The sequence below is a fragment of the Micromonospora sp. I033 genome (assembly GCF_053890995.1).
Map to the genome: position 1 here is coordinate 33,667 of NZ_JBSSLX010000013.1, position 21,967 is coordinate 55,633.

Sequence of the window (21,967 nt, forward strand, 5' to 3'; positions counted from 1 at the left end):
CGTGCGGCTGTCGGTGGTGGTGCCCTGCTTCAACGAGGAGGCGTCTGTCGAGCGGCTGCACCGTGGGGTGACCGCCGCGCTGGCCGAGCTGCCCGACGTCGACGTGGAGGTGGTGTACGTCGACGACGGCAGCGCGGACGGCACCCTGGTGGCGCTGCGCCGGCTGGCCGCCCGCGACCCGTCGGTGCGGTACACGTCGCTGAGCCGGAACTTCGGCAAGGAGGCGGCCATGCTGGCCGGCCTGGAGCGCGCCACCGGGGACGCCGTGGTCATCATGGACGCCGACCTGCAGCACCCGCCGCGGTTGCTGCCCGAGATGGTGGCGCTGTACCGCCAGGGGTTCGACCAGGTGATCGCCCGCCGGGACCGGCACGGTGACCGGTTCCTGCGGATGCTGGCCTCGCGGTCCTTCTACCGGGTGGTCAACTGGTGGATCGACGTACGGCTGCTGGACGGGGCCGGTGACTTCCGGCTGCTGTCCCGGCTCGCGGTGGACGCCGTGCTGGCCATGCCGGAATACAACCGGTTCTCGAAGGGACTGTTCTCCTGGATCGGGTTCCGGACGGTCGTGGTGGCGCACCGCAACGAGACCCGCCAGGCCGGCCGGAGCCGGTGGACGTTCGGCAAGCTCTTCAACTACGCGTTCGACGGTCTTCTGTCGTTCAACAACCGGCCGCTGCGCCTGGCCATCTACGGCGGCCTGTTCCTCACTCTGATCGCGCTGGGATACATGGCCTGGGTCGTCGCCGACGCCGTGGAGAAGGGCATCGACGTCCCCGGCTACACCACCATCATCGTCAGCGTGATCGGTCTCGGCGGGATCCAGATGATGATCCTCGGCGTGATCGGCGAGTACATCGGCCGGATCTACTACGAGACCAAGCGCCGGCCGCACTACCTGGTCCAGGAGACGGAGGATCTGGTCACGGAGAGCGGGCCGGTGCCGCGCGTACCGGCCCAGCCGGCGGCGCGGTCGGCGGACCCGGTCCGGCACGGGGTGCCGGCCCGCGAGGACCCCGCCCGGCACGACCGCCTCCGTCGCGCCGCCGACCGGTCCGTGCGCGGCGACGCGCCGTAGCCGCCCCGGACGAGGGCGTGGCCGCGCGGCGGTCGCGCCGGGAGGACGGCCGCCCCGGGCCGCCCACCCCTGTCGCCCGACCTACCGGGCGACCAGCTCCTCGACCTGCGGCACCAGCGGCCGGTGGGCCGGCGCCGGCGTGGTGCGCCGGCCGGACCAGAGCACCCGGGCGACGATCCCCGGCGCGAAGAGCCCCGGCGGCGGCGTCATCAGGTTGGCGACGCTCAGGAAGCGCCGCCCGACGACGGGGTGCCGCGCCGCGGCGGCGTGCAGCCGGGCGACGTACCCGTTGAGGAAGCGTGTCCGGCGGCTGCGCGGCCCCACCACGGTCGGGTGGCGCAGGTCGGCGCCGACGGCCATGTCCCAGGGCACGTCGACCACCTTCGCCGCCGCGGCGAAGAAGCGGCGGGGCAGGTCCCGCCGGCCCCGGCGGAGGCAGTCACGCAGCACGACCGCCTCCGCCGCGGCCACCGTCATGCCCTGCCCGTACGCGGGGTTGAAGCTGCACATCGCGTCGGCGACCGCGATGAACCCCTCCGGAAGACGGGCGAGGCGCTCGTAGCGGCGGCGCACGCTGGTGGGCAGCCGCATCCGCTTCGCCGGGCCGAGCGGCTCGGCCCGGCTCAGCAGCGCGTGCAGCTCCGGCGCGGGCAGCCGCCCGGCGAAGGCGAGGTAACCCTCGGCGTCGACCGGCGGCGCGTGGTCCGCGCCGACGCCGAGGAGGGTCACCATCCACCGGTCCCCCTCCGCGGCGATGGCCACCCCGCCGTACGGGGCGGCCGGCGACGGGCTGCTGATGACGGCCGCGAAGGCGGTCCCGCCCGGGACGCGGCGGTAGTCGCGGGAGACGTACACCGTCCGGGGGTCCACCCGCTCCTCGACGGGCGGCTGGTAGCCGAGCTCGGCGAGCCAGGTGGGGCCGCGGTTGCCGCGGCCGGTCGCGTCCACGACGAGGTCGGCGTCGTGGCGCTCCTCCCGGCCGCCGCGGGGCAGGATCCGTGCGCCGGTCACCGTGCCGCCGTCGGCGAGCAGGCCCACCGCCTCGCACCGGTCCCGGATCTCCACGTTGGGCAGCGCACGGACCCGGTCCCGGACGTACGCCTCCAGGGCGCGTCGGCTGACGCAGAGCCCCGCCAATCCGGAGGCGACCCGGGGGATCCGGTGGCCGTCGTTGACCCAGACGCAGTCCCGTTGGATGTCGACGGGGACGGCCCCGTGGGCGGTCAGGTCGGCGGTCAGGCCGGGGAACAGCTCCTCGAGGATCTGGCGACCCCGGGCGAGTAGCCCGTGCGAGTGCCCGCTCTGCGGCACACCCTTGCGGTCGGCGGCCTCCGCCGGCAGCTCGTCCCGGTCGAAGACGGTCACCGTCGCGTACGACTCGCTGAGCACCCGGGCGACGAGCAGGCCGCCCATGCTGCCGCCGAGGACGACCGCTCGTCCGGTCTGGTTGGTGGTGGACACGGTTGACTCCGTTTCGCTGATGGGGATGTAACCAGTCAGCGGCACAGCGTGTCCGTGAGGGAAGCGAATTGGCGGACGACTAACTGACAGTGAAGTTCCGGTCAGGAGCGCCGCCCGTTCCGACCCCTCCGCCAACCACCCGAGGGCGCGGTGAAACTCCTGGTCAGGCCTCGTATTGCGGCCGCCGCCAGGGACGCCGTGACCGATGTCTCAGTCGACTAGCGGTCAGTCGTCACCCCTGGTGACTGAGGTTCACGACCAGCGCGGCCGCCGCGGTGGAGAAGAACACGGCCCATCCCACGAGCTGGCGCGAACCCACCCGCAGGTGAGCGACGAGCGCGCCGACGAAGTACGGTCGGGTCAGTGCAGCCGGGACTTCCAGTCCTCCGGCACCCGGCCCCGGGGACCGGGGGCCGGCTGGTCGACGGGGTGCGAGCGGGGCTCCGCCAGCTCCGGCCCGCTGGCGTAGAACTGGTCGTCGGAGTAGTCCCAGAACCACGACTCGCCGGGTTCGAAGCTCTGGATGACCGGGTGACCCGTCGCGGCCGCGTGCGCGGTCGCGTGCTGGCTCGGCGAGGAGTCGCAGCAGCCGACGTGGCCGCAGGCCGCACAGCGGCGCAGGTGGAACCACCACCCGCCGGAGGATTCGCACTCCACGCAGCCCGGCCCGCTCGGTGGCACAGCCGGGTCGATCGCCGCGCTCACCGGCTGTCGCTCCTGCTCCGGCTCGGTCGGGTCACCCACGATGTCATTCCTCCCGCTTCACGGCCTCCCCCGGCCGGTGCCGATCGCACCTGTTTCGCCGGGTCGCCCCGGCCTCGCAGTCTGGCACCCGACAGCCTCCGCCCGCACCTCGCCCGGCGACGGCAGGGATCACGAGTACATCAGGTGCAGCGTCATCCCGGCGTCGGCGTGTGCCAGGTTGTGGCAGTGGTTGGCCCACATTCCGGGATTGTCGGCCCGGAACGCCACCTCCCAGACGTCGCCGGGCCGCACGTCGAACGAGTCGAGCCAGAGAGGGCTCCCGGTGGCCCGCTGCCCGTTGCGGGACAGCACCAGGACGTGATGCCCGTGCAGGTGCCACGGGTGCACGAACTGGGACCGGTTCACGATCGTGAACGCGGCGACGTCGCCGAGGCGCACGACCTGGGGCGGGATGTCCGGGTCGGCCGCGCCGTTGACCGTGTGGGCGTACCGCGGCAGCAGCCCGTGCAGGTCGAGGCCGCGGTCGAGGACGAGGGTGAAACTCCTGTCGAACCGGGACCACGGCACCGGAGACCCGGCGCCGTAGGTGAGCGGATCCAGCACCGGCCACGCGTCGGTGGTCGCCGACACCGGTCCGGTCGAGTAGACCGCCCGTCCGTCGACGAACAGCGCCACCGGCGTGGCGGGTGCGGTGAACACCAGGTCGTAACGTCCCCCGGCCGGGACCAGCACGGCGGTGTCCACGAGCGACGTCGGGCCCCGCAGGTCGGATCCGTCGATCGCGGCGACCCGGAACGGCGTCCCGGCCAGGGCGTACCGGTGGGTCGTGCTGTCGGTGTTGATCAGCCGCAGCCGCACGGGGACCCCCGCCTCGACGGACTCCGTTCGCGGTGCGGGCAGCGGCAGGCCGTCGAGCGTGTGCACCGGCACCGTGACGTCGACGCCGGTCACCGGCGCCGGCCGCACCACCAGGACGCCGTAGAGGCCCCGCCGCACGCCCAGGTCCGACACGGCATGCGTGTGGTACCAGTACGTCCCGACCTGGTCGGCGCGGAAGCGGTAGACGAACTCCTGGCCGGGCAGCACCGCCGCCTGCGTGACGCCGGGCACCCCGTCCTGGCTGTTCGGCACGTCGTACCCGTGCCAGTGCAGCGTCACGCCCCGCGCGATGTCCTTGTTGCGCAACGTCACCTCCACCACGTCACCGGCGGTGGCGGTCAGCTCCGGCCCGGGAACCTGCCCGTTGAACGCCCACGCCGCGACGTCGCGGCCGCCCACGCGCACCGTGGCGGTTCCGGCCGTCAGGGTGAACCGCCTGGTCGGTTCGCCCACCGTCCGCGCCTCCCGATATCCGGACCCATGGGGTACGCCGGGAGCGGCCTCCGGCGCGACGGCCAACCCGGTCCCGGTCACCAGCGCCCCGACCGCCACCGCGAGGGCGGCCCGGGACACCGTTCCGGACGGGCGCGCGCCGAGTGCGCGCCACGAGACCGCGGTCGCGGCGAGGACCCCGGAGACCGCCAGGAGTCCCGTGCCCGCCGACGCCGGATAGCCGTGCAGGACCGTGACGAGCAGGGCGGCGCTCTCCGCGTACCCGGCGAAGAGGAGCGGGACCGCGACGGACCGGATGTCGCGCGGAATGCGCAGCAGCCGCGGACCGGCGACCACCACCGCCGCGAGCGACAGCGGACCGGCGATGAGCACCTTCTCCGCCGCGAACCACCAGCCGGCGCGGGCGAGCGCGATGGTCGTGATCGCGCGGGCGAGCGTGGCGAGCAGCGCGGCGGCGGCCAGCCCCAGGGCGAGCGGACGACGCCGGGCGGCCGACGCGGCGCCGCCGCCCAGCCACCCGGCGGCCGCGAGGACCGCGATCACCAGGTCGGCCGCGAGCAGCGAGCCGGTGGTCACGCCGGCGCCCCTTCCCGGACGCTCACGGGACCGGCCGGCGCCGGGCGGGCCAGCTGCCGGGCGCCCCGGGCCACGCCGACCACGACGTGCACCGCCACGATTCCGTTGATCGCGTGCAGCCCGGCGATGGTCAGGCCGAACGGGGTGCTGGCGCCCGCCGCGTCGGTGGCCGCGTTCGCGAGCATGGCGATGAGTGCCTGCAGGATCACGAGGCCGAGCGGCAGGACCGCCATTCCGACGAGCCGGCCCGGCGCCTTGGCCAGCACCGCGAACAGGATGGTGAGCAGGGTCAGGACCGGGATGACCGCCATCCCGGTGACGCTGTGCAGGGCGTACGCGCCCTCGCCCGCGGGTCTGGTGAACGCGCCGACGGCCGCGAACACGAACTGCAGGGCGAACGCGACGAGCGACAGGGTGCTGACGACGACGAAGGCCTTACGCATGGTCATCTCCTAGCGACGGGACGGGGCCAGTGCCCCGGCGACGTGGTCGGTGGCCGTGATCGCGCCGTACGCGACCAGCCGCACGAGATCGGCGTCGGCCGGATGGGACAGCCGCCAGAGGGCGACGTCGCCCGAGCGGATCGCGCTCGGCGCGAACGCCGCCAGCAGCGCGATCCGCGTCCCGACCCGGTCGGTGCCGGGCAGGTCCCGGATCAGGTCGGCGGCCCACTCCGCGGGCCGGGCCGGGTGCCGCCCGTCCTCCCAGCGCACCGTGGCCGTGACGGTCTGGCGGGCCACGTCGCCCAGCAGGTCTCCGCCGCGCAGGGCGGCGGTCCGCAACGCCGCGTACGCGACGCCGACCGGACTGTCCCCGGCCCAGGCCGGTGACGCCGTCGTGCCGGGATCGAGAAGTGACAGGCTGCGGCCCGGCTCCTTCCGCTCCCGGGCCGCCCTGGCGTAGAGGCGGCCCCCGACCGACCGCACCACGGGCGAGCGCTGCAGGCCGCCGGGCAGCAGATCGGGATCGAGCAGCGCCGAGACGATCCGGTTGATGAAGTGGAAGGCGAGCAGGGTGCCGGTGACCTCCGGGCCGTGCGGACTGGTCCAGCCGGCGGCCCTGGGGCTGCGGCTCGCCTCGGCCCAGCCCAGGAGTTCGGCGTGCCTCGACTCCGGAGGCGTCCCGCCCCGGGCGATGACCTCGGCCAGCTCGTGTTCGCTCAGCGCGTGCAGCAGCATCACGTGGGCGTCGACGCAGAACCGGCAGCGGTTGGCCCGGGACACCGCCGACGCGACGAGCTCGCGGTCGACCCGGGGCGCCTCCCCGGCGAGCAGTGCCTCGCGCATCAGCGCCCAGGTCGCGGCCAGCACCTCCGGCACGGCCGAGAGCGCCTGGAAGGTGGGCACCGGCCCGATGAACTCGGTCCGCAGCTGCCGGTAGACCTCCGCGGTGAGACCGGTCGCCGCCTTGGCGGGAGCGGGAGTGAAGAAGCGGTATGTCATGGGCTAGATGCTCGGCTCGGCGGGCCGGGAAAGCGTCGTGCCGCCGCAGGCACTTGCCCGGCCGCCGATACCGCGTCCGCGGTACGCCTCAGCTACCGCGGACGGGGGATGCTCCCCGGTGACGACCGCTCTAGAGTCCGATCATGCGCCGCGATCTGCCGTACGCCCTCGGCGGCCTCGCCCTCGGCGGGCTCCTGCTCGCCAACGCCGCTGTCGCGCCGGACGCCGCACCGGTGCGGCCGCTCGACGTCGCCCTGGTCCTGGCCATGGCGGCGGCCCTGGCCGTGTGCCGGCGGCACCCGGTGGTGGCGTTGAGCGTGGTGACCGCCGCCATGCTGGCCCTCCACGTCCGGGTGCACGCCGGGGTGTCCGCCGCGTTCCCCGTCCTCGGCACGGTCTACGTCGCCGCGTGGCGGGGGCACCGCGCGATCGCCGCCCTGGCCAGCCTCGTCTTCCTCGGCGGTTTCCTGGCCCGTGACGTCTCGGTCGCGCCCGCCGGCCGGCCCGGTCAGCAGATCGTCGAGCGGACCGCCCTGCTGCTGGGCTGGTTCTTCGCGGCCAACGTCGCCGGGCTCGTCGCGCGGCACCGCCGCGCGTACCTGGAACAGGTCGAGCAGCGGGCGATCGAGGCCGAACGCACCCGCGAGGAGATGGCGTTGCGTCGCGCCGGGGAGGAGCGCCTGCGCATCGCCCGGGATCTGCACGACTCGCTGACCCACAGCATCTCCGTGATCAAGGTGCAGGCCGGTATCGCCGTGCACCTGGCCCGCAAGCACGGTGAGGAACCGTCCGCCGTGCTGCTGGCGATCCAGGAGGCGAGCGCCGCCGCGATGCGCGAGCTGCGGGCGACCCTGGCCGTCCTGCGCTCACCCTCCGACGAGGACCGCGTCGGGCTGGCCCGGGTGGGCGAGCTCGCCGAGCGGACCCGGGCGGCCGGCGTACCGGTGAACGTGACCGTCACCGGCCAGCCCCGGGACCTGCCCGTCGAGGTCGACCAGGCCGGCTACCGCGTGGTCCAGGAGGCCCTGACCAACGTGGCGCGCCACGCCGGCCCCGCCACCGCGCGGATCCATGTCGAATACGCCCCGGCGCAGCTGACCGTCTCGGTGACCGACGACGGCCAGGCGTCGTCGGTCCGGCCGGTGACACCGGGTGTGGGCCTGCGCGGCATGCGGGAACGGGTCACCGGACTGGGCGGCATGCTGCACGCCGCCGCCCGCGACGGCGGCGGCTTCGCGGTGCGCGCCACGTTCCCGCTGGACGGTCCGGCATGACCGAGCGCTTGCGCGAGGTCTCAGCAGCTCAGTCCGCCACGGATCGTGGCGGCTCCGACCGAAGGGAGGAGCCGGCATGATCCGTGTGCTCATCGCCGACGACCAGGCGCTGATGCGGGCCGGGTTCCGGGCCCTGCTCGACGCCGAGGACGACCTCGAGGTCGTCGGCGAGGCCGCCGACGGCGCGTCGGCCGTCCAGCTGACGCGACGCCTGCGGCCGGACGTCGTGCTGATGGACGTCCAGATGCCGGGGCTCGACGGGATCGAAGCCACCCGCCGCATCGCCGCCGATCCCGATCTGGCCGCGGTCCGCGTCCTCATCCTCACCAACTACGGGCTCGACTCCTACGTCTTCGCCACACTCCGCGCGGGCGCCAGCGGGTTCCTCCTCAAGGACGCCGACCCCGCCGACCTGCTGCAGGCCGTCGCCGTGGTGGCGCGCGGCGACGCGCTGCTCGCCCCGGCGGTCACACGGACGCTCATCAGTGAGTTCGTCGCCGCCCCGCCACCGGCCGACCCGGCGGCCGGGCGCGACGTGCTGACCGCCCGCGAACAGGAGATCGTCGACCTCGTCGCGCGAGGGCTGAGCAACGACGAGATCGCCGAGCGCATGGTGATCAGTCCGTTGACCGCCAAGACCCACGTCAACCGGGCGATGACCAAGCTGCACTGCCGCGACCGCGCCCAGCTGGTCGTGTGGGCGTACGAGTCGGGGCTCGTCGCGCCGCGTCGCCGGTGACGGCACGTCCGCGTCGCTCAGAGTTCGTACGCCCTGTCGTGGCGCGGCTCGTACAGGCCCAGCTCCCCGCCGCCGGGGAGGCGGAGCACCGTCCGCAGGCCCCAGCCCTCGTCGCTGACCGCCTGGGTGAACTCGACGCCCCTGGCGGTCAGCTCGGCGACGGTCGCGGCCACGTCGTCACACATCAGGAACAGCTCGTGGGACGCGGAACCGGCGGGATGGACGGCGACCTCGGCCGGCGGCAGCTTGAAGATCAGCCATCCACGGCCGGCGTCGACGTGGGGGTAGCCCAGCACATCCCGGAAGAAGGCCCGGTCGGCCTCGGCGTCCTCGCTGTAGATCACCACGTGTGTGCCATTGATCACCCTGCGACGATACCCGCGCCCTACGACCACGCGGCGGTGATCCGCGCGGGAGACTCCGACGACCGGCCGGAGGTACGCCGCCGGCCGGGTCCGCCGGGCCTCCCTCGATCAGACGTCGTGGGATGTCACCATCGCCGGTCAGCCTGGCGGAGCATCGCGTCCAGTTCGGGGTCGGGCATGAGGTGCCGGACCTCCTGCGCGCACCGGCACGCGACGGCGATCTTGGCAGCCCACGCCAGCGCCTCCTCCGGTGAGGCCACGTCGACGACCACGAACCCGCCGATGACCTCCTTGGTCTCCGGGTAAGGGCCGTCGGTGACCGTCCCGTCCGTGGCCACGACGCTCGCCCTCTGCCTCTGCAGTCCGGTGCCGAACACCCACACGCCGGCGTTCACGGCCTCCTGGACCACCGCGTGCGCGGCCTTGCCCACGTCGGGTAGCTCCTCGTCGGGGATGTGGTCCATCGCGCCGTCGTTGAACGAGATCAAGTACCGCGTCATCCCATGACTCCCTTGTCGCGACGGCCTCCTCCGGCCGCCTGTCACCTGTTCTACGAACGACTCGCCCCGGATCCGACGCCAGGGCAGAAGATTTCTCCACGGGACCTCGATCGTCGAGGTGCGTCAGTCGGTGCGAACGCCGGTCAGGATCTGCATGGCGTGGCGTTCCCGGTCCGCGAGTTCGGTGAGGATTGCCGAGGCGCGGGCCAGATGGTCCGGGTCGTTGGTTTCTCCGGCGGCCGCGATGCGGTCGGAGACCTCGGTCCACAGTGGGGCGATCTCGGCGTAGAGCTCGTGACCGAGGCGGAGATTGTCGTCGTCGACGATCGTGGCGCATTCGGCGAGGAAGTCGCGGTACATGTTGCGGAACAGGGCCCCGCCGGTCCCGCCGCGTTCCATCAGCGCCGCGACCAGCGGGAGGTCGCGGGACGGGTCGCTGGAGCGGTCGAGCCACCGCGCCACCTGTCGGGCCGCTCCGCCGATGCCGCGGTGGCCGAGGTTGGCGATGGGTGGGTGGAGGAACGTGTGTGCGTTGCCGCGGATGGCCCGCCGGACGGCGTCGCCCAGATCGGGCCGGCCGGTGGGGCCGGCGATGGTGTAGGAGAGGTTGCGGGCGGTCATCGGTCCACGTTCGCTGCGGGCCCGCGCCAAGCTCGTCAGCGTGGTCGTCACAGCGCCGCCCTGCTGGGCGGTGTCGACCAGATAGGCCTGGCTGTCGTCGTAGCCGTACATCGCGACGAAGTGGCCCCCGAAGCGGACCCTCGTGGTGAAGTAGTCCAGGTGGTAGCAGTCGAGCTGCAGGCCGACCGGGCGTCCGGCGTCGAGGGCGGCGGTGACGTTCTGCCAGGCTCGGCGGGGTGAGGCGGTCTCCTGGATGTGCAGCGTCAGGCCCAGCCGGTCGGCCACGGTCCGAGTGATCATGCTCGGCTTGGTGCGGCCCCCGAGGAACGGAAAGTCCATGCTCTTCGCATCCCAGTAGACGAAGCCCAGACCTTCGCCGAGGCCGAACAGCATGGGCTCGGACAGTTCGACGCCCCGGTGGTGCAGCAGGGCCCCGAGCGCGGTGGTCTCGCAGTGCCGACCGGCGGGGAACGCCACGTCCTCGATGATCATTCGGTCTCCTCGTCTGCTGGTCCGGACGGGCCGGACGGGGGCCGGACCGGCCAGGCGATCTCCGTGCGGAGCGCCGCCGTGGGCACGCCGGGCGCCGGCGGGACGAGGTAGCGCTCCTCGGCCGGGCCCGCCAGCACCCGGTCCTGCTCAGCGATCCACCGCCCCAGCGATCGGTAGGCGGCCTCGATGTCGTCGTAGCCGCCCTCGTGGACGGTCGCGGCGAGCAGGCGACCCGGCAACTCCCCGGGTGCGATCGCCGCGGTCGGCCGGGGCGGGCGCGCCACCGGTGCGAACACCTCCACCTCCAGCTCCGGCGCGTCGAGGTCGTCGCTGAGGTAGCGCGTCCCGCTCGGTCCCGTCGGGGCGATCCCCTGCTCGGCGAGGCCGGCGAACAACCGCGCGAACCCGGGCGCCAGCGCCTCGGCCAGCCCGCTCAGCGGGGCACGCACCAGCGTGCGGGCGATGGGCTGGGCGTCGCGCCACCGTTCGTACACGTGCAGCCAGCCCGGCACGCGCCCCGGCTCGGCCAGCACGGCCCCCAACCGCCCGGCGATCTCGTCGAGCCGGGCCGCCCGCGCGGCCACGCGTTCCCGGTGCCGCGCGATGACGCCGCGTGCCTGCTCCGGGGTATCGGCCGACAGGATCTCCGCGATCTCGGGCAACGGCACCTCCAACTCCCGCAGCCGCCGGACCAGCCCCGCGCGGGCGAACTGGTCGACGCCGTACCGGCGGTAGCCGGTATCCGGATCGACCCACGCCGGGACGAGCAGACCCAGCCGGTCGTAGTTACGCAGCACTCGAACGGACAACCGGGTCGCCCGCGCGAACACCCCGATCGGCATCAACCCCGTCACCGGCGCCTCCCACAGCCTCGACCCTCCCTCTGGGAGAGGGTCAACCCCCCCGGCCCGGCCCCTGCCGCACCGACCAGGAACAGAATCATCACCGGACGCACCCCGGCCAGCGACGTCTGATCACACCGCTGGACACCTGGCTCCCTCCAAGGCTCCGGGGGTCATCGATGATCGACTTGTGCTCGGCTGATGACGGCCGGCGCCAGGGTGGGCTCACCTTCCGGGGTGACCGGGAGGCGATGCGACCCGAGGAGGCACGTCATGGAGAAGGCCAAGGTCGAGCAGAACGGCAAGAAGAAGCTCGCGCTCAAGGTCCGCAAGCTGGAGCGGCTGGAGACGACGGTCATCCGCGAGGGCCAGAGCGCCTGAGCAGCGATCGGCACTTCGGTCGCTGCAGGACATCGGGGGCGGCGACCGAAGTGCCGATCCGTCGGGCTCCATCCGGAACGCCGGCCGACCCGGCCGCCACATCCCACCTGCCCCAATAGCATTGTGAGGTCGCGGATGCGCATGCTCCGGCCGCGCGTCAAGAGTGTCCACGAGCCGTACACCCTGCCGGGAAACCGACTGCTCGTCGGCCTGATGCAGTACGGCGTCGCCGCCGAGATCCAGGACGACGAGGACTGCACGATAGCCCGGATCCTGACGTTGCTGGACGGCACCCGGGACCTGGCCCAGCTCTGTGCGGACCTCGCCGTCACCCACCCGGACCTCGACGAGGACAGCGTTCGCGAAGTGGTGGACCAGCTGATCGAGCAGGGGTTCATCGAGGACGCCGCCGCGCCGCTGCCCGACGGATTCACGCCCGACGCCGCCGTACGGTACGACCGCGCGCGGCACTTCTATTCCTGGATCGACACCACCCCGCGCCGGTCGCCCTTTGAGGTTCAGGCTCGGATCGGGCGGGCCCGGGTCGGCCTGCTCGGCCTCGGCGGCACCGGTACGGCGGTGGCCGCCGGCCTGGTCGCCAGTGGCGTCGGCAGCCTGCACTGCATCGACTTCGACGTCGTCGACGAGCCGAACCTGACCCGCCAGCTGCTCTACACCGAGCGGGACATCGGCCAGCCGAAGGTGAAGGTCGCGGTGGAGCGGCTGCGGGCGATGAACTCCCGCGTGGAGGTGACCGGCGAGGAGCGCCAGGTGCACTCCGCCGAGGAGCTCGTGCCGCTGATGGCCGACTGCGACGTTTTCGTGCTCTGCGCCGACAAGCCCGAGCGCCTCATCCAGAACTGGACGAACGAGGCGGCCCTGCGTACCCGCACACCCTGGTTCATGGCTCTCTACACCGGCCCGATGACCGTCGTCGGCTCGTTCCTGCCGTACCGGACCGGCTGCTACACCTGCCTGGGCCGGCGACCGGACAAACACGAGATGCAGACCGACGGCAGGCCCTTGACCGGTCTGCCGCGACCCAACGCGGTCATCGCGGCCAGCGCCAACGTGGCCGGTCACCTCTGCGCGCTGGAGGTTCTCTACCACCTGGCCGGCCTGCCCCAGCAGGTCGCCGGCCGGGTCTTCCATCAGAGCATCGCGCGCTGGGATCACCAGTACTTCATCGACGTCCCGCACGACCCCGACTGCCCCTCCTGCGGTGCCCGTGCCGAGGGCCGGAGCTGAGGACGAGGAGGTGGCCGTGACCGACATGGCGGAGACGTTGCCGGCGGCTGACAGCCACGTCCGGTTCCACCCGCTTCGGGTCCGGCCGTCCGACGACGACCCCGACACGGTGGTGGTGGGTCGGCCGGACGTCGGCGAGTTCGTGGAGTTGCCGGCGATCGGCGTTCGGGCGGTCGAGCTGCTCGACGCCGGGATGTCGATCGGCGCGGCCGAGCACCGGCTCGCCGCCGAGCACGACATCGAGGTCGACCTCGTGGACCTGGTGGTGGCGCTGCGGGAGGCGGGCATGGTCGCCGAGGTCGACGGCCGGCCGGTCGTCGATCCGCACCGCCCGCTCCGGCCGCATCTGTCCCGCCTGCGGGCCCGGCACGTGAGCTGGCTCTTCAGCCCCGTGGCGAAGCTGGGCTACCTGGCGCTCGTCGCGGCGACCCTGGTCGCCGTGGTGCGGCGTCCCGAGTTGCTGCCGTCCTACCGCGACTTCTTCTGGACCGACTACGTCGGCCTCGCCGTGCTGATCAACACCGCGCTCTTCTCGGTCACGGCGATCCTCCACGAGTTGTGCCACCTGGTCGCGGCCCGCTCACTGGGCGCGCCGGCCCGGATCCGGTTCGGGACCCGGCTGCACCACCTGGTGCTGGAGACCGATGTGACGGCGATCTGGTCCGTGCCGCGCCGGCACCGGTACCGGGTCTACCTCAGCGGTCTGCTGTGTGACTTCGCCGTCGTGTGCGGCGCGCTGCTGGTGATCGGGTACGCCGCGCCGCATCCGCTGGTCGAGCGGTTGCTGGCCGCCGTCGTGCTGGTGATCGTCATGTCGATGGCGGCGCAACTGCACGTCTACATGCGGACCGACCTCTACTTCGTCCTGCTGGACCTGCTGCGGTGCCGCAACCTGTTCCACGACGGTCTCGCGTACGCCCGGCACCTGCTGCGCCGGTGCGGCCACGCGGCGTTGCCCCATCGGGTGGCGGCGGCCGGGGCGGATCCGAGCGCGGACCTGCCGCCGCACGAACGCCACGCGGTGCGGATCTACTCGGCGGCGGTCGTGCTCGGCAGCACGGTCGCGCTGGCCAGCTTCGTCGGATTCGGGATCCCGATCATCCTGCACGGGGCGGTCCAGGCCGGCTCGGCGGTGGTCGCCGGTGCGACCGGTGGAAGCCTGCTCGCGGCCCTGGACGGAGCGCTCGTCCTGGCGGTCGAGGGCACGTTGCAGGCGATCTTCCTCGGCACGCTCTACCGCCGGCACATCCGGCGCCGCCGGCCGCCGTCCACGGCCCGCGACGTGCCGCGGGCGGAGCCGATGCCCGCCGGCTGACCCGCCCGGCCGGCTGGCCGGTTCGCCACTCCCCCCGGACACCAACGTTGCCGATTGCCCGCCCTCGCCTACTGTCGAGCCTGACACGGCGACCGCGATCCGCCGATCGCGGTCGCCCTGATCGGCGCTTCGGAGGGCGAACAGGTGCCAGCGGTGACGTTCCGGCTGCTCGGTCCGGTGGAGGTGCGCGTCGACGACCGGCCGGTACGCGTGGGCGGCCCGCGCAGTCAGGCCATGCTGGCCGCGTTGCTGTTGGAAGCCAACCGCCTGGTGCCGGTCTCCCGGCTCGTGGACGCCGCCTGGGGCGACCATCCTCCGGGGAGCGCCGAGGTGCAGGTCCGCAACCGGGTGGCCGCCGCACGGCGGGCGATGCGTGCGGCCGGACTCGCCGCCGACGTCATCGGCACCCAGGGCTCCGGATACCTGCTGACGGTCGCCGACGGTCAGCTCGATCTGGACGTCTTCGAGGCCCGGGTCCGCCAGTCCGACCGGCACGTCGACCAGGGCGGGCCGGAGGCGGCCGTGGCCAGCCTCCGGGAAGCGCTGGCGCTGTGGCACGGCCCGGCGCTCGACGGACTGCGTACGCCGGCGCTGACCGCCGCCGCCCAACGTCTCGACGAGCGCCGGATGACCGTCGTCGAGCGGTGCCTCGATCTCGAACTGAGCCTCGGCCGGTACGACGAGGTGATCGGCCGGCTGCTGGAACTCGTCGAGGCGTACCCGTGGCGCGAGCCGCTGGTCGGGCGGCTCATGCGGGCGCTGTACCTGACCAACCGGCCGGGCGAGGCGCTGGACCGCTTCGACCAGCTTCGCCGCCGGCTGGCCGAGGAACTCGGCGTCGACCCGACGCCGGAGCTGGTACGGCTGCGGGACCGGATCCTGCGCAACGATCCCCGCCTCCAGGTCGTGCCCGAGCCCACGCTCACAGAGCCCCGGCGGGAGAATCTTCGCGGTGTTTCGTCGCCAAGGCGGGCCACGACCGCGACGACGGGGCGACGTTCTGCGACGCCCCCTGGGGTCCTGTGGTTCGGGTTGCTCGGTCCGCTGCGCGTGGAGTGGGACGGCTCCGCGCTTCCGGCCCTGCCACCCCGATCCCGCACCGTGCTCGCCTGCCTGCTGGTGCGGGCCGGCGAGCCCGTTGATCTCGACACCCTGGCGGAGGAAATCTGGGGAATGGACCCGCCTCCCGCGGCCCACGACGAACTGCGCGAACGCGTCGACGCCATCCGGCACCACCTCGGCCCGGCCGGTCGAGACCTGCTGGTGCCCGCCCGGAGTGGCTACATCCTGCATCTGGCGCCGGACCAGCTCGACGCCCTGACCTTCCGACAGCTGACCGGCGCCGCCCGGGCCGCTCGGACCGCCAACGACCAGGACCGGGCGTTGTCCCTTCTGGGCCGGGCGTTCGCCCTGCGCCGCGGCGTGACGCTCGCCGACGTGCGAACCGGACCGCTGCTCAGCTGGTACACGGCGCAACTCGACGCAGAGTTCACGTACGCGGTGGAGGAGCAGGCCGCCCTGCTGTTGCGGATGGATCGGGCGGGCGACGCGGTGCCGCTCCTGCGCCGACACGTCGCTGCCAATCCGACCCGCGAACGGGCCCACGCCCTGTTGATGAACGGGCTCAGCCAGGCCGGCGATCCGGCCGGCGCGCTGGAGGCGTACGAACGTGCCCGGCTGGCCCTGCATCAGCAGCTCGGCATCGCACCGGGGCCGGATCTGCGGCAGGCGCACCGCGCCGTGCTGACGCAGGACCGGACGCTCTGGACACCGAGCGATCCGGTCACCGGTCCGGTGCCGTCGGCCGAACCGGTCCCGGTCCGACCACGACAGTTGCCGCCCGCACCCGCCGTTCTGGTCGGCCGGGTTCGGGAGCGTACCGCCCTGCGGCTCGCCGCCGGGGCGTCCCGTACCCGGGCGCGTCCCGCCGTGCTCGCCCTCAACGGTCCCGCGGGCTCCGGGAAGTCGACCCTGGCGGTGTGGCTGGCGCACACGTTCGCCGACCGGTTCCCGGACGGTCAGCTCTACCTGGACCTGCACGGTTCCACCCCGGCGCTCACCCCGCTCACTCCGCTCGCGGCGCTGACCCGCATGCTGACCGGCCTGGGCTTGCCTGCCTCCGCGATCAGTGGGGACCAGGCGGAAGCGGTCGCCCAGTTCCGATCTCTGTCGGCCAGCCGCAAGGTGCTGATCCTGCTCGACAACGCCATCGACGCGAACCAGGTCGCCCCGCTGTTGCCCGCGTCGGCGGACTGCCTGGTGCTGGTGACCAGCCGGATGATGCTCAACTCGCTGGACGGTGCGGCGCACGTGCCGGTCGGCCCGCTGTCACCCGCGGAGTCCGTGCGGATGCTCGCCGAGCTGATCGGTGCGGAACGGGTGGCGGCAGAGCTGGAGCAGGCCGCCCGGCTTGGCCGGCTGTGCGAGCACCTCCCGTTACCGCTGCGGGTGGTCGGTGCCCGCTTGGCCGCTCACCCGACGCTGCCGCTCCGCCGGCTGGCGGATCGGCTGACCGACGAGCGGGACCGGTTGGACCTGCTGGAACTTCCGCAGTTCAGCGTCCGGGCCTGCCTGCGTTCCGGGTACCAGCAACTGCAGGAGTCCGGGACCCTGGTGGACCGGCAGGCGGCTCAGGCGTTCCGCCTGCTGGCGGAGCTGGCGGTGCAGCCGGTCGACGCCGCCGCGGTGTCCGCGGTGTTGGACGTACCTCTGGCTCGGGCCGACGCCGTCCTGGAGCGCCTGGTCGAACTGCAGCTGCTGGAGCAGCTCGAGTCCGACCGGTACCGGCTTCACGACCTGCTCCGCCTCACCGGTCAGGAACTGGTCGGCGGCGACGAAGCCGACCACGAGACGCGCGCCGCCGCGGAGCGCGTCATCGCCTACTACGTGGCGACCGCCTGGGCGGCGGCCAACATGGTCCGGCCGGGACCGCTCGACCGCGGTCCGGCCGAGTCGCCGCACGCCATGACCTTCGTCAACCCGACGGCTGCCGACCGGTGGCTGGAGCGCGAACTCCCCACGCTGCTGGCTGTCGCTCGCCGTCATCCCGGCGAGGCCGCACCGGGTCTGTTGCGGGCGATCGGCCACTACCTGACGCCCCGGTCACGTTGGACCGAACTCGGCGAGCTCGCAGCGCTTGCCCGGAACGCGGCCGCCAGCGATCCATGGGGTGAGTCGCTGGCGCTGACCGCACTGGGGCTGGCCAGGCACCGACTCGGCGACCCGGAGGAAGCGCTGGCGCATCTCCGGACCGCGCTGGCGATACGGAAGCGGGTCGGCGATCCGCTGCAGGCCACTACGCTGCAGCTCATCGGTCTGATCTTCTACGAGATCGACCAGCCCGCCGATGCCGTCTCGTGTTTCGTCCAGGCGTACCGGCTGCATCGGGACACGGGAAACGACTTCAATCTGGCAATCAGCCTGCACAACCTCGGCGAGGCGTACGACATCCTGGGTCGCCCGGCGGCCGCGGAACGCTTTTCCCGCCGCGCGCTGGAGGTCCGGCAAGCGCTGGGCGACCGTTTTCTGGCGATGTCGCGCGTGTCAGTCGGCCGAGCCCTGGTCCGGCAGGGCCGGGCCGAGGAAGCTCGCTGGTGGCTGGACCGCGGAATCGCCGAGGCCCGCGAGGTGGGATACGGCGAGGCGGAATGGCACGGCCTGATCGTCCGATCCGAACTCGCACTGCGCCGCAAAGAGGCCGAGGTCGCCCTTGCCGACCTGCACCGCGCTGGTCATCTCGCCGAAGGTCTGGGCCGCCCCTTCCTGTACGGCATCGTGCTGCGGCAGTCCGCCCGAGTGCACCGATTGACCGGAGACGTCGGCCTCGCCGAGTCGAGTTGGTCCGCCGCGCGGGAGATCCTGGACAACTGCGTGACGGGCCGCGACCCCGGGATCGAAAGGTTCCTGGCCGATACCGATCCCGACCGCTGGACGTCGCGTCCCGCTGACCCTCGTCGCCCGGGCCGCGTCGCCTAGAACGCTCTGCAAGCTGGTGCGGGCAGCTGGACCGACTCCAGCCACTGCGGACGCCGCGGCCGGGGTGTGAACAAGTTGGTGGCTCAACGGCTGACGGCCGGGCCACCGGATCGGGTTTTTCTCGAGCTGACCAGGCGTTTGGGTCAGGCCAGCCGGAGGACCGTTGCCTGAGCGGGAATGCGCCAGAGTGGAAATTATCGCGCTCAACTAACGGGGCAGCGCGAATCAAGACCTGGGAGAACACCACTCAATGAGCACCCCCTACGACCCTGCGCAGAACCAGCCGCCGGCCGGCCAGCAGCCGAAGCCGCCCACGGCTCCGATCCCGCAGGTGCCCGCCGGGCAGTTCCCGCCGCCCGCGCCCGGGCAGTTCCCTCAGCAGCCTGGCCAGTTCCCGCCGCCGCCCGGCGCGCCAGCGCCCGCCGCCCGCAAGCGGCCCTGGCTGATCCCCACCCTCATCGGCGTCGGCGCCTTCATCGTGCTGTGCTGCGGCGGCTCGATGGTGATCGGCCTGGTCAGCGGCGACGACAAGAAGACCGGTGTGTCCGCCAGCAGCGACATCCCCGCTGCCGGCTCCAGCACCTCCACCCCCGCGGCCGTCGCCCCGAGCACGTCGGCCCCTGCGCCGGCCAAGCCGGAGCCCGCGAAGACGACCGCGGCGCCGGCCCCGGCCAAACCGAAGACCTTCGGCGTCGGCGACAAGGTGCGGGGCGGTGACTTCGAGTTCACCGTCAACGGCGTCAGGTGCGGGATCTCCCAGGTGGGCAGCCAGTTCCTGAACACCAAGGCGCAGGGCACCTTCTGCAAGGTCAACGTGACCGTCAAGAACGTCACGAAGAGCGCGCACACCTTCCACGCCGACGGCACCCTCACCGCCCAGGACGCCACCGGCCGGGAGTACGAGGCCGACGGCGAGGCCGGGATCTACGGCAACACCGACGGGCAGGGTTTCCTCGACGAGATCAACCCTGGCAACTCGGTGAAGGCGAACGTCTACTTCGACGTGCCGAAGGGCACGAAGCTGAAGACGATCACCTTCGACGCCGGCCTGTTCACCTTCGCCGAGGACGCCGTCGTCACCCTCTGACCGGCCGCCGGCGGACAAGCCTGACCTGGCGACGACAGCCGACAGCCCCGGAGATCCTCCGGGGCTGTCGCTGTCAGCCGGAGCCGGGACCCGAGCAGTCGCGTCGCCGAGCACCTTGCCCCGTGGCGCCCTGACTGAGGGCTGACTCCTTGACTTCAGGTCGACCTGAAGTCGGAGGGTGGCGTCCATGAGCGAAGACACAATGGATGCCACTGCCGGGCTGATCGGACGACTCGACGCCGCGGAGACCGAGGCGGGCCTGGTTCGGCTACGACACCGCAGCTACGAGCTGCTGGACCTGGCCCCCGGCGCTTCCGTCGTCGACGTGGGCTGCGGGACAGGACGCGCGGTGGTCGAACTCCACCAGCGCGGCGTCGCCGCGATCGGTGTCGACCCGGACGAGCTGATGATCGCCACGGCGCGGCGCCGCTGGCCGGGCATCGAGTTCCGGATGGGCACCGCCGAGTCTCTCCCGCTCCCCGACCAGGCGGTGGCGGGCTACCGGGCGGACAAGGTCCTGCACGTGCTGCCGGACCCCGCTTCGGCGCTGACGGAGGCACAGCGTGTGCTGACCCCAGGTGGGCGGATCGTGCTGATCGGACAGGACTGGGACGCGCTGATGATCGACTCGTCCCACCCCGACCTCACCAGAGCGATCCTGCGCAGCCAGGCCGACTCCCTCCCGAGCCCCCAGGCGGCCCGGGCGTACCGGAACCTGCTCCTGGACGCCGGATTCCAGGACGTCGCCGTCGAAGCGCACACCGGCATCTTCACCGAACCCGGATTCCTGCCGATGGTCGAGGCCTTCGCCGCCAAGGCGGTCAGCGCGGGCAGCGTCACCGCGGAGCAGAGTGCTGACTGGGTGCGGGACCAGCAGTCCCGGGCGAGCATCGGACGACTGTTCGTGGCCATACCGATGCTCGTCGCCTCAGCCCGCCGCCCCTGATCCCCTCGAATCGACGTACCCCTGTTTGTCGCGGCTGGGTGGTTGCCACGTCGGGGAGGTCAGCGGTCCGATGGGTGACGCGGCCGGCTCCGACGGATCCGGATCGTTGGCCGGCCGTCGCGACAAGGCCTGCACGTCACACGTGAGGTGTGGCCCGCGGCCCGATTCGCGCCCGCACCATGGCCTGGTAATGCGGGCACGTGGTGAAGTCCTCGTGCTCGCACTCCAGTCCCCCCTCGATGAACCGCAGCGACTCCTGCAGCGCGTCGATGCGTGCGACGAGGTCCGCGCGGTGACGGAGCAGCATCTCGCGCCGCCGCCCCGGCACGGCGGAGGTCACCAGCTCACGGATCTGCTCCAGCGACAGTCCCGCCTCCTTCGCGCGAAGGATCGTCGCGACCCGGTACAGGTCGGCGGAGCCGTAACGGCGGCGCCCAGCCACCACCCGAGCCGGCGTCAGCAGCCCCACCGACTCCCAGTGCCGCAACACGTGGGTGGCCAGCCCGAACCTGCCGGCAATCTCACCGATCGTCATCGTCGCCTCGTCGCCTGACCGCATACCGACCGACACTAGGCCCCATCCGGGGTTGGACACCTGGCTCGTCCACAGCTTCGGGCCGCTACAGCGGCGTCACACCATCGCCGTCCTCGCCTGAGCGAGAACCAGATCATCGCCATCGTCGAGGAGCTCGGCGACCTGTGAACGCTCTGCGGGACGCCGAGCCGGAACACAAGCGGGAGGTCGACCGCAGCCCCGGGCTGAACCTGACCTACGCCCCGGAAACATAAACGGTGCGGGCAAGTATCGACCTTGCCACGCACCGTTGGAATTCGGTTGGTGTCCGAGGGGGGACTTGAACCCCCACGCCCTATACGGGCACTAGCACCTCAAGCTAGCGCGTCTGCCATTCCGCCACCCGGACCTGCTCGTCCAGCCTACCCTGTCGGCCGAAGTGATCTGCTCACCGCTTCGGCCGGCCCGGCGGGCCGCACGGGGCATTACTGTACACGCCCCTGGTGGATCATGCACATCGCCGTCACGCGTCCGGGTTTCCCCAGGTCAACGCCGCAGCATGGCGGCCGGCGCCGGTGGCCGATACCGGATCCCGGGGGCCGGGTAGCGAGGAACCGGCGATTCCGGGCAGCATTGCTCACGTGTCCCACCCCTCCCCCCTGACCGCCGCTCAGCACCAGTCCCTCGCGCTGCGCTCCGCGGGTGACCTGGCGACCGCCCGCCGTCTGCTCGCCGACGCGCTCGCGGCGGCCCGACCGGCCTACGGGGAGGACCACCCGGACGTCCTGGCCACCGGTCACCTGCTGGCCCGGCTGCACCGCGAGGCCGACGACCCGGCCGCCGCCCGCCGGGTCCTCGAAGAGGCCTACGCGGCCGGCGAGCGTCGCTGCGGCGACGGGGACCCGCTGATGCTCGCGCTCAGCTTCGACCTCGCCGGGGTGGCGGAGGAACTCGGCAACCGGCACGAGGCCCGCCGCAACTACGCCCGCGTGGCCACCGCCGGCCCCGCCGTGCTCGGTCCGGACCACCCCGCGGTACGCGCAGCCCGCCAGTACCTCGGCGGCTCCGCCGCCG

At 72.7% G+C, this 21,967-nt stretch carries 19 protein-coding genes and 1 tRNA gene; 9 read left to right on the forward strand and 11 right to left on the reverse strand.

Annotated features, from left to right (window positions below):
- The first annotated feature begins 1 nt into the window (after position 1).
- Positions 2 to 1,078 carry a glycosyltransferase family 2 protein gene (locus ACW0Q9_RS04250; protein WP_456178538.1) on the forward strand — a complete coding sequence of 359 codons (1,077 nt, stop codon included), beginning with the start codon at positions 2 to 4 and terminating at the stop codon, positions 1,076 to 1,078.
- Positions 1,079 to 1,159: 81 nt separating this feature from the next.
- Here the strand turns inward: ACW0Q9_RS04250 and ACW0Q9_RS04255 are convergent, their stop codons facing one another.
- From ACW0Q9_RS04255 to ACW0Q9_RS04275, 5 genes are all read right to left on the reverse strand, one after another.
- Positions 1,160 to 2,539, reverse strand: coding sequence for an FAD-dependent oxidoreductase (locus ACW0Q9_RS04255; RefSeq protein WP_456178539.1), 1,380 nt, complete (start codon positions 2,537 to 2,539; stop codon positions 1,160 to 1,162).
- A 360-nt stretch (positions 2,540 to 2,899) separates the two neighbouring features.
- The gene (locus ACW0Q9_RS04260) at positions 2,900 to 3,283 is read right to left on the reverse strand and encodes a UBP-type zinc finger domain-containing protein (RefSeq protein ID WP_456178541.1); all 384 of its coding nucleotides are present in this window, start codon (positions 3,281 to 3,283) and stop codon (positions 2,900 to 2,902) included.
- A 129-nt stretch (positions 3,284 to 3,412) separates the two neighbouring features.
- A complete protein-coding gene (locus ACW0Q9_RS04265) occupies positions 3,413 to 5,152 on the reverse strand; it encodes a multicopper oxidase family protein (RefSeq protein ID WP_456178542.1) in 1,740 nt (579 codons plus the stop codon).
- Positions 5,149 to 5,601: a DUF6220 domain-containing protein gene (locus ACW0Q9_RS04270; protein WP_456178544.1), complete on the reverse strand. Its 453-nt coding sequence runs from the start codon at positions 5,599 to 5,601 to the stop codon at positions 5,149 to 5,151. The genes ACW0Q9_RS04265 and ACW0Q9_RS04270 overlap by 4 nt, the downstream gene beginning before the upstream one ends.
- Positions 5,602 to 5,604: 3 nt before the next feature.
- Positions 5,605 to 6,594: a carboxymuconolactone decarboxylase family protein gene (locus tag ACW0Q9_RS04275; RefSeq protein ID WP_456178546.1), complete on the reverse strand. Its 990-nt coding sequence runs from the start codon at positions 6,592 to 6,594 to the stop codon at positions 5,605 to 5,607.
- 143 nt (positions 6,595 to 6,737) lie between these two features.
- Between ACW0Q9_RS04275 and ACW0Q9_RS04280 the strand changes: the two genes are divergently transcribed.
- Together ACW0Q9_RS04280 and ACW0Q9_RS04285 are read left to right on the forward strand one after the other, a co-directional pair.
- Positions 6,738 to 7,868, forward strand: a complete 1,131-nt coding sequence (locus ACW0Q9_RS04280; RefSeq protein ID WP_456178547.1) for a sensor histidine kinase — start codon at positions 6,738 to 6,740, stop codon at positions 7,866 to 7,868.
- Between the two features lie 76 nt (positions 7,869 to 7,944).
- Entirely contained in the window at positions 7,945 to 8,607 is a 663-nt protein-coding gene (locus ACW0Q9_RS04285; RefSeq protein WP_456178549.1) for a response regulator, read from the forward strand.
- Between the two features lie 17 nt (positions 8,608 to 8,624).
- Here the strand turns inward: ACW0Q9_RS04285 and ACW0Q9_RS04290 are convergent, their stop codons facing one another.
- The 4 genes from ACW0Q9_RS04290 to ACW0Q9_RS04305 form a co-directional block, all read right to left on the reverse strand.
- On the reverse strand, positions 8,625 to 8,972 hold the full coding sequence (locus tag ACW0Q9_RS04290; RefSeq protein ID WP_456178550.1) for a VOC family protein: 348 nt from the start codon (positions 8,970 to 8,972) through the stop codon (positions 8,625 to 8,627).
- A 125-nt stretch (positions 8,973 to 9,097) separates the two neighbouring features.
- Positions 9,098 to 9,472 carry a YciI family protein gene (locus ACW0Q9_RS04295; protein WP_456178552.1) on the reverse strand — a complete coding sequence of 125 codons (375 nt, stop codon included), beginning with the start codon at positions 9,470 to 9,472 and terminating at the stop codon, positions 9,098 to 9,100.
- Positions 9,473 to 9,595: 123 nt separating this feature from the next.
- Positions 9,596 to 10,585 (reverse strand): BtrH N-terminal domain-containing protein, encoded by a 990-nt coding sequence (locus ACW0Q9_RS04300; RefSeq protein ID WP_456178553.1) that lies wholly within the window; start codon positions 10,583 to 10,585, stop codon positions 9,596 to 9,598.
- Positions 10,582 to 11,439 carry a MerR family transcriptional regulator gene (locus tag ACW0Q9_RS04305; RefSeq protein WP_456178555.1) on the reverse strand — a complete coding sequence of 286 codons (858 nt, stop codon included), beginning with the start codon at positions 11,437 to 11,439 and terminating at the stop codon, positions 10,582 to 10,584. Before ACW0Q9_RS04305 ends, ACW0Q9_RS04300 begins: the two co-directional genes overlap by 4 nt.
- 504 nt (positions 11,440 to 11,943) lie before the next feature.
- Here ACW0Q9_RS04305 and ACW0Q9_RS04310 point away from each other — a divergent pair.
- The 5 genes from ACW0Q9_RS04310 to ACW0Q9_RS04330 all read left to right on the forward strand — a co-directional run bounded on the left by ACW0Q9_RS04310 (position 11,944) and on the right by ACW0Q9_RS04330 (position 20,379).
- On the forward strand, positions 11,944 to 13,056 hold the full coding sequence (locus ACW0Q9_RS04310) for a TOMM precursor leader peptide-binding protein (protein WP_456178557.1): 1,113 nt from the start codon (positions 11,944 to 11,946) through the stop codon (positions 13,054 to 13,056).
- A gap of 16 nt (positions 13,057 to 13,072) precedes the next feature.
- Positions 13,073 to 14,371 (forward strand): hypothetical protein, encoded by a 1,299-nt coding sequence (locus ACW0Q9_RS04315; RefSeq protein ID WP_456178559.1) that lies wholly within the window; start codon positions 13,073 to 13,075, stop codon positions 14,369 to 14,371.
- Positions 14,372 to 14,554: 183 nt separating this feature from the next.
- On the forward strand, positions 14,555 to 18,346 hold the full coding sequence (locus ACW0Q9_RS04320; protein ID WP_456178560.1) for an AfsR/SARP family transcriptional regulator: 3,792 nt from the start codon (positions 14,555 to 14,557) through the stop codon (positions 18,344 to 18,346).
- 250 nt (positions 18,347 to 18,596) lie between these two features.
- Complete coding sequence (locus ACW0Q9_RS04325; protein WP_456178561.1) at positions 18,597 to 19,433, forward strand: DUF4352 domain-containing protein; 837 nt, start codon at positions 18,597 to 18,599, stop codon at positions 19,431 to 19,433.
- A gap of 187 nt (positions 19,434 to 19,620) precedes the next feature.
- Positions 19,621 to 20,379, forward strand: a complete 759-nt coding sequence (locus ACW0Q9_RS04330; RefSeq protein WP_456178562.1) for a methyltransferase domain-containing protein — start codon at positions 19,621 to 19,623, stop codon at positions 20,377 to 20,379.
- Between the two features lie 136 nt (positions 20,380 to 20,515).
- Here ACW0Q9_RS04330 and ACW0Q9_RS04335 read toward each other — a convergent pair whose 3' ends face one another.
- On the reverse strand, positions 20,516 to 20,914 hold the full coding sequence (locus ACW0Q9_RS04335) for a MerR family transcriptional regulator (protein WP_456178564.1): 399 nt from the start codon (positions 20,912 to 20,914) through the stop codon (positions 20,516 to 20,518).
- Between the two features lie 301 nt (positions 20,915 to 21,215).
- Positions 21,216 to 21,302: transfer RNA gene (locus ACW0Q9_RS04340), tRNA-Leu, on the reverse strand.
- 232 nt (positions 21,303 to 21,534) lie between these two features.
- On the opposite strand from ACW0Q9_RS04340, the gene ACW0Q9_RS04345 reads away from it, so the two are divergent.
- Positions 21,535 to 21,967 (forward strand): tetratricopeptide repeat protein (locus ACW0Q9_RS04345; protein ID WP_456178565.1); only part of this gene is annotated, 433 nt, incomplete at its 3' end.

Coding starts and splice junctions, on each gene's coding strand:
- ACW0Q9_RS04270 (WP_456178544.1), bottom strand. CDS start 5,601: ATGACCATGCGTAAGGCCTTCGTCGTCGTCAGCACCCTGTCGCTCGTC.
- ACW0Q9_RS04275 (WP_456178546.1), bottom strand. CDS start 6,594: ATGACATACCGCTTCTTCACTCCCGCTCCCGCCAAGGCGGCGACCGGT.
- ACW0Q9_RS04280 (WP_456178547.1), top strand. CDS start 6,738: ATGCGCCGCGATCTGCCGTACGCCCTCGGCGGCCTCGCCCTCGGCGGG.
- ACW0Q9_RS04285 (WP_456178549.1), top strand. CDS start 7,945: ATGATCCGTGTGCTCATCGCCGACGACCAGGCGCTGATGCGGGCCGGG.
- ACW0Q9_RS04295 (WP_456178552.1), bottom strand. CDS start 9,472: ATGACGCGGTACTTGATCTCGTTCAACGACGGCGCGATGGACCACATC.
- ACW0Q9_RS04300 (WP_456178553.1), bottom strand. CDS start 10,585: ATGATCATCGAGGACGTGGCGTTCCCCGCCGGTCGGCACTGCGAGACC.
- ACW0Q9_RS04310 (WP_456178557.1), top strand. CDS start 11,944: ATGCGCATGCTCCGGCCGCGCGTCAAGAGTGTCCACGAGCCGTACACC.
- ACW0Q9_RS04325 (WP_456178561.1), top strand. CDS start 18,597: ATGAGCACCCCCTACGACCCTGCGCAGAACCAGCCGCCGGCCGGCCAG.
- ACW0Q9_RS04330 (WP_456178562.1), top strand. CDS start 19,621: ATGAGCGAAGACACAATGGATGCCACTGCCGGGCTGATCGGACGACTC.
- ACW0Q9_RS04335 (WP_456178564.1), bottom strand. CDS start 20,914: ATGACGATCGGTGAGATTGCCGGCAGGTTCGGGCTGGCCACCCACGTG.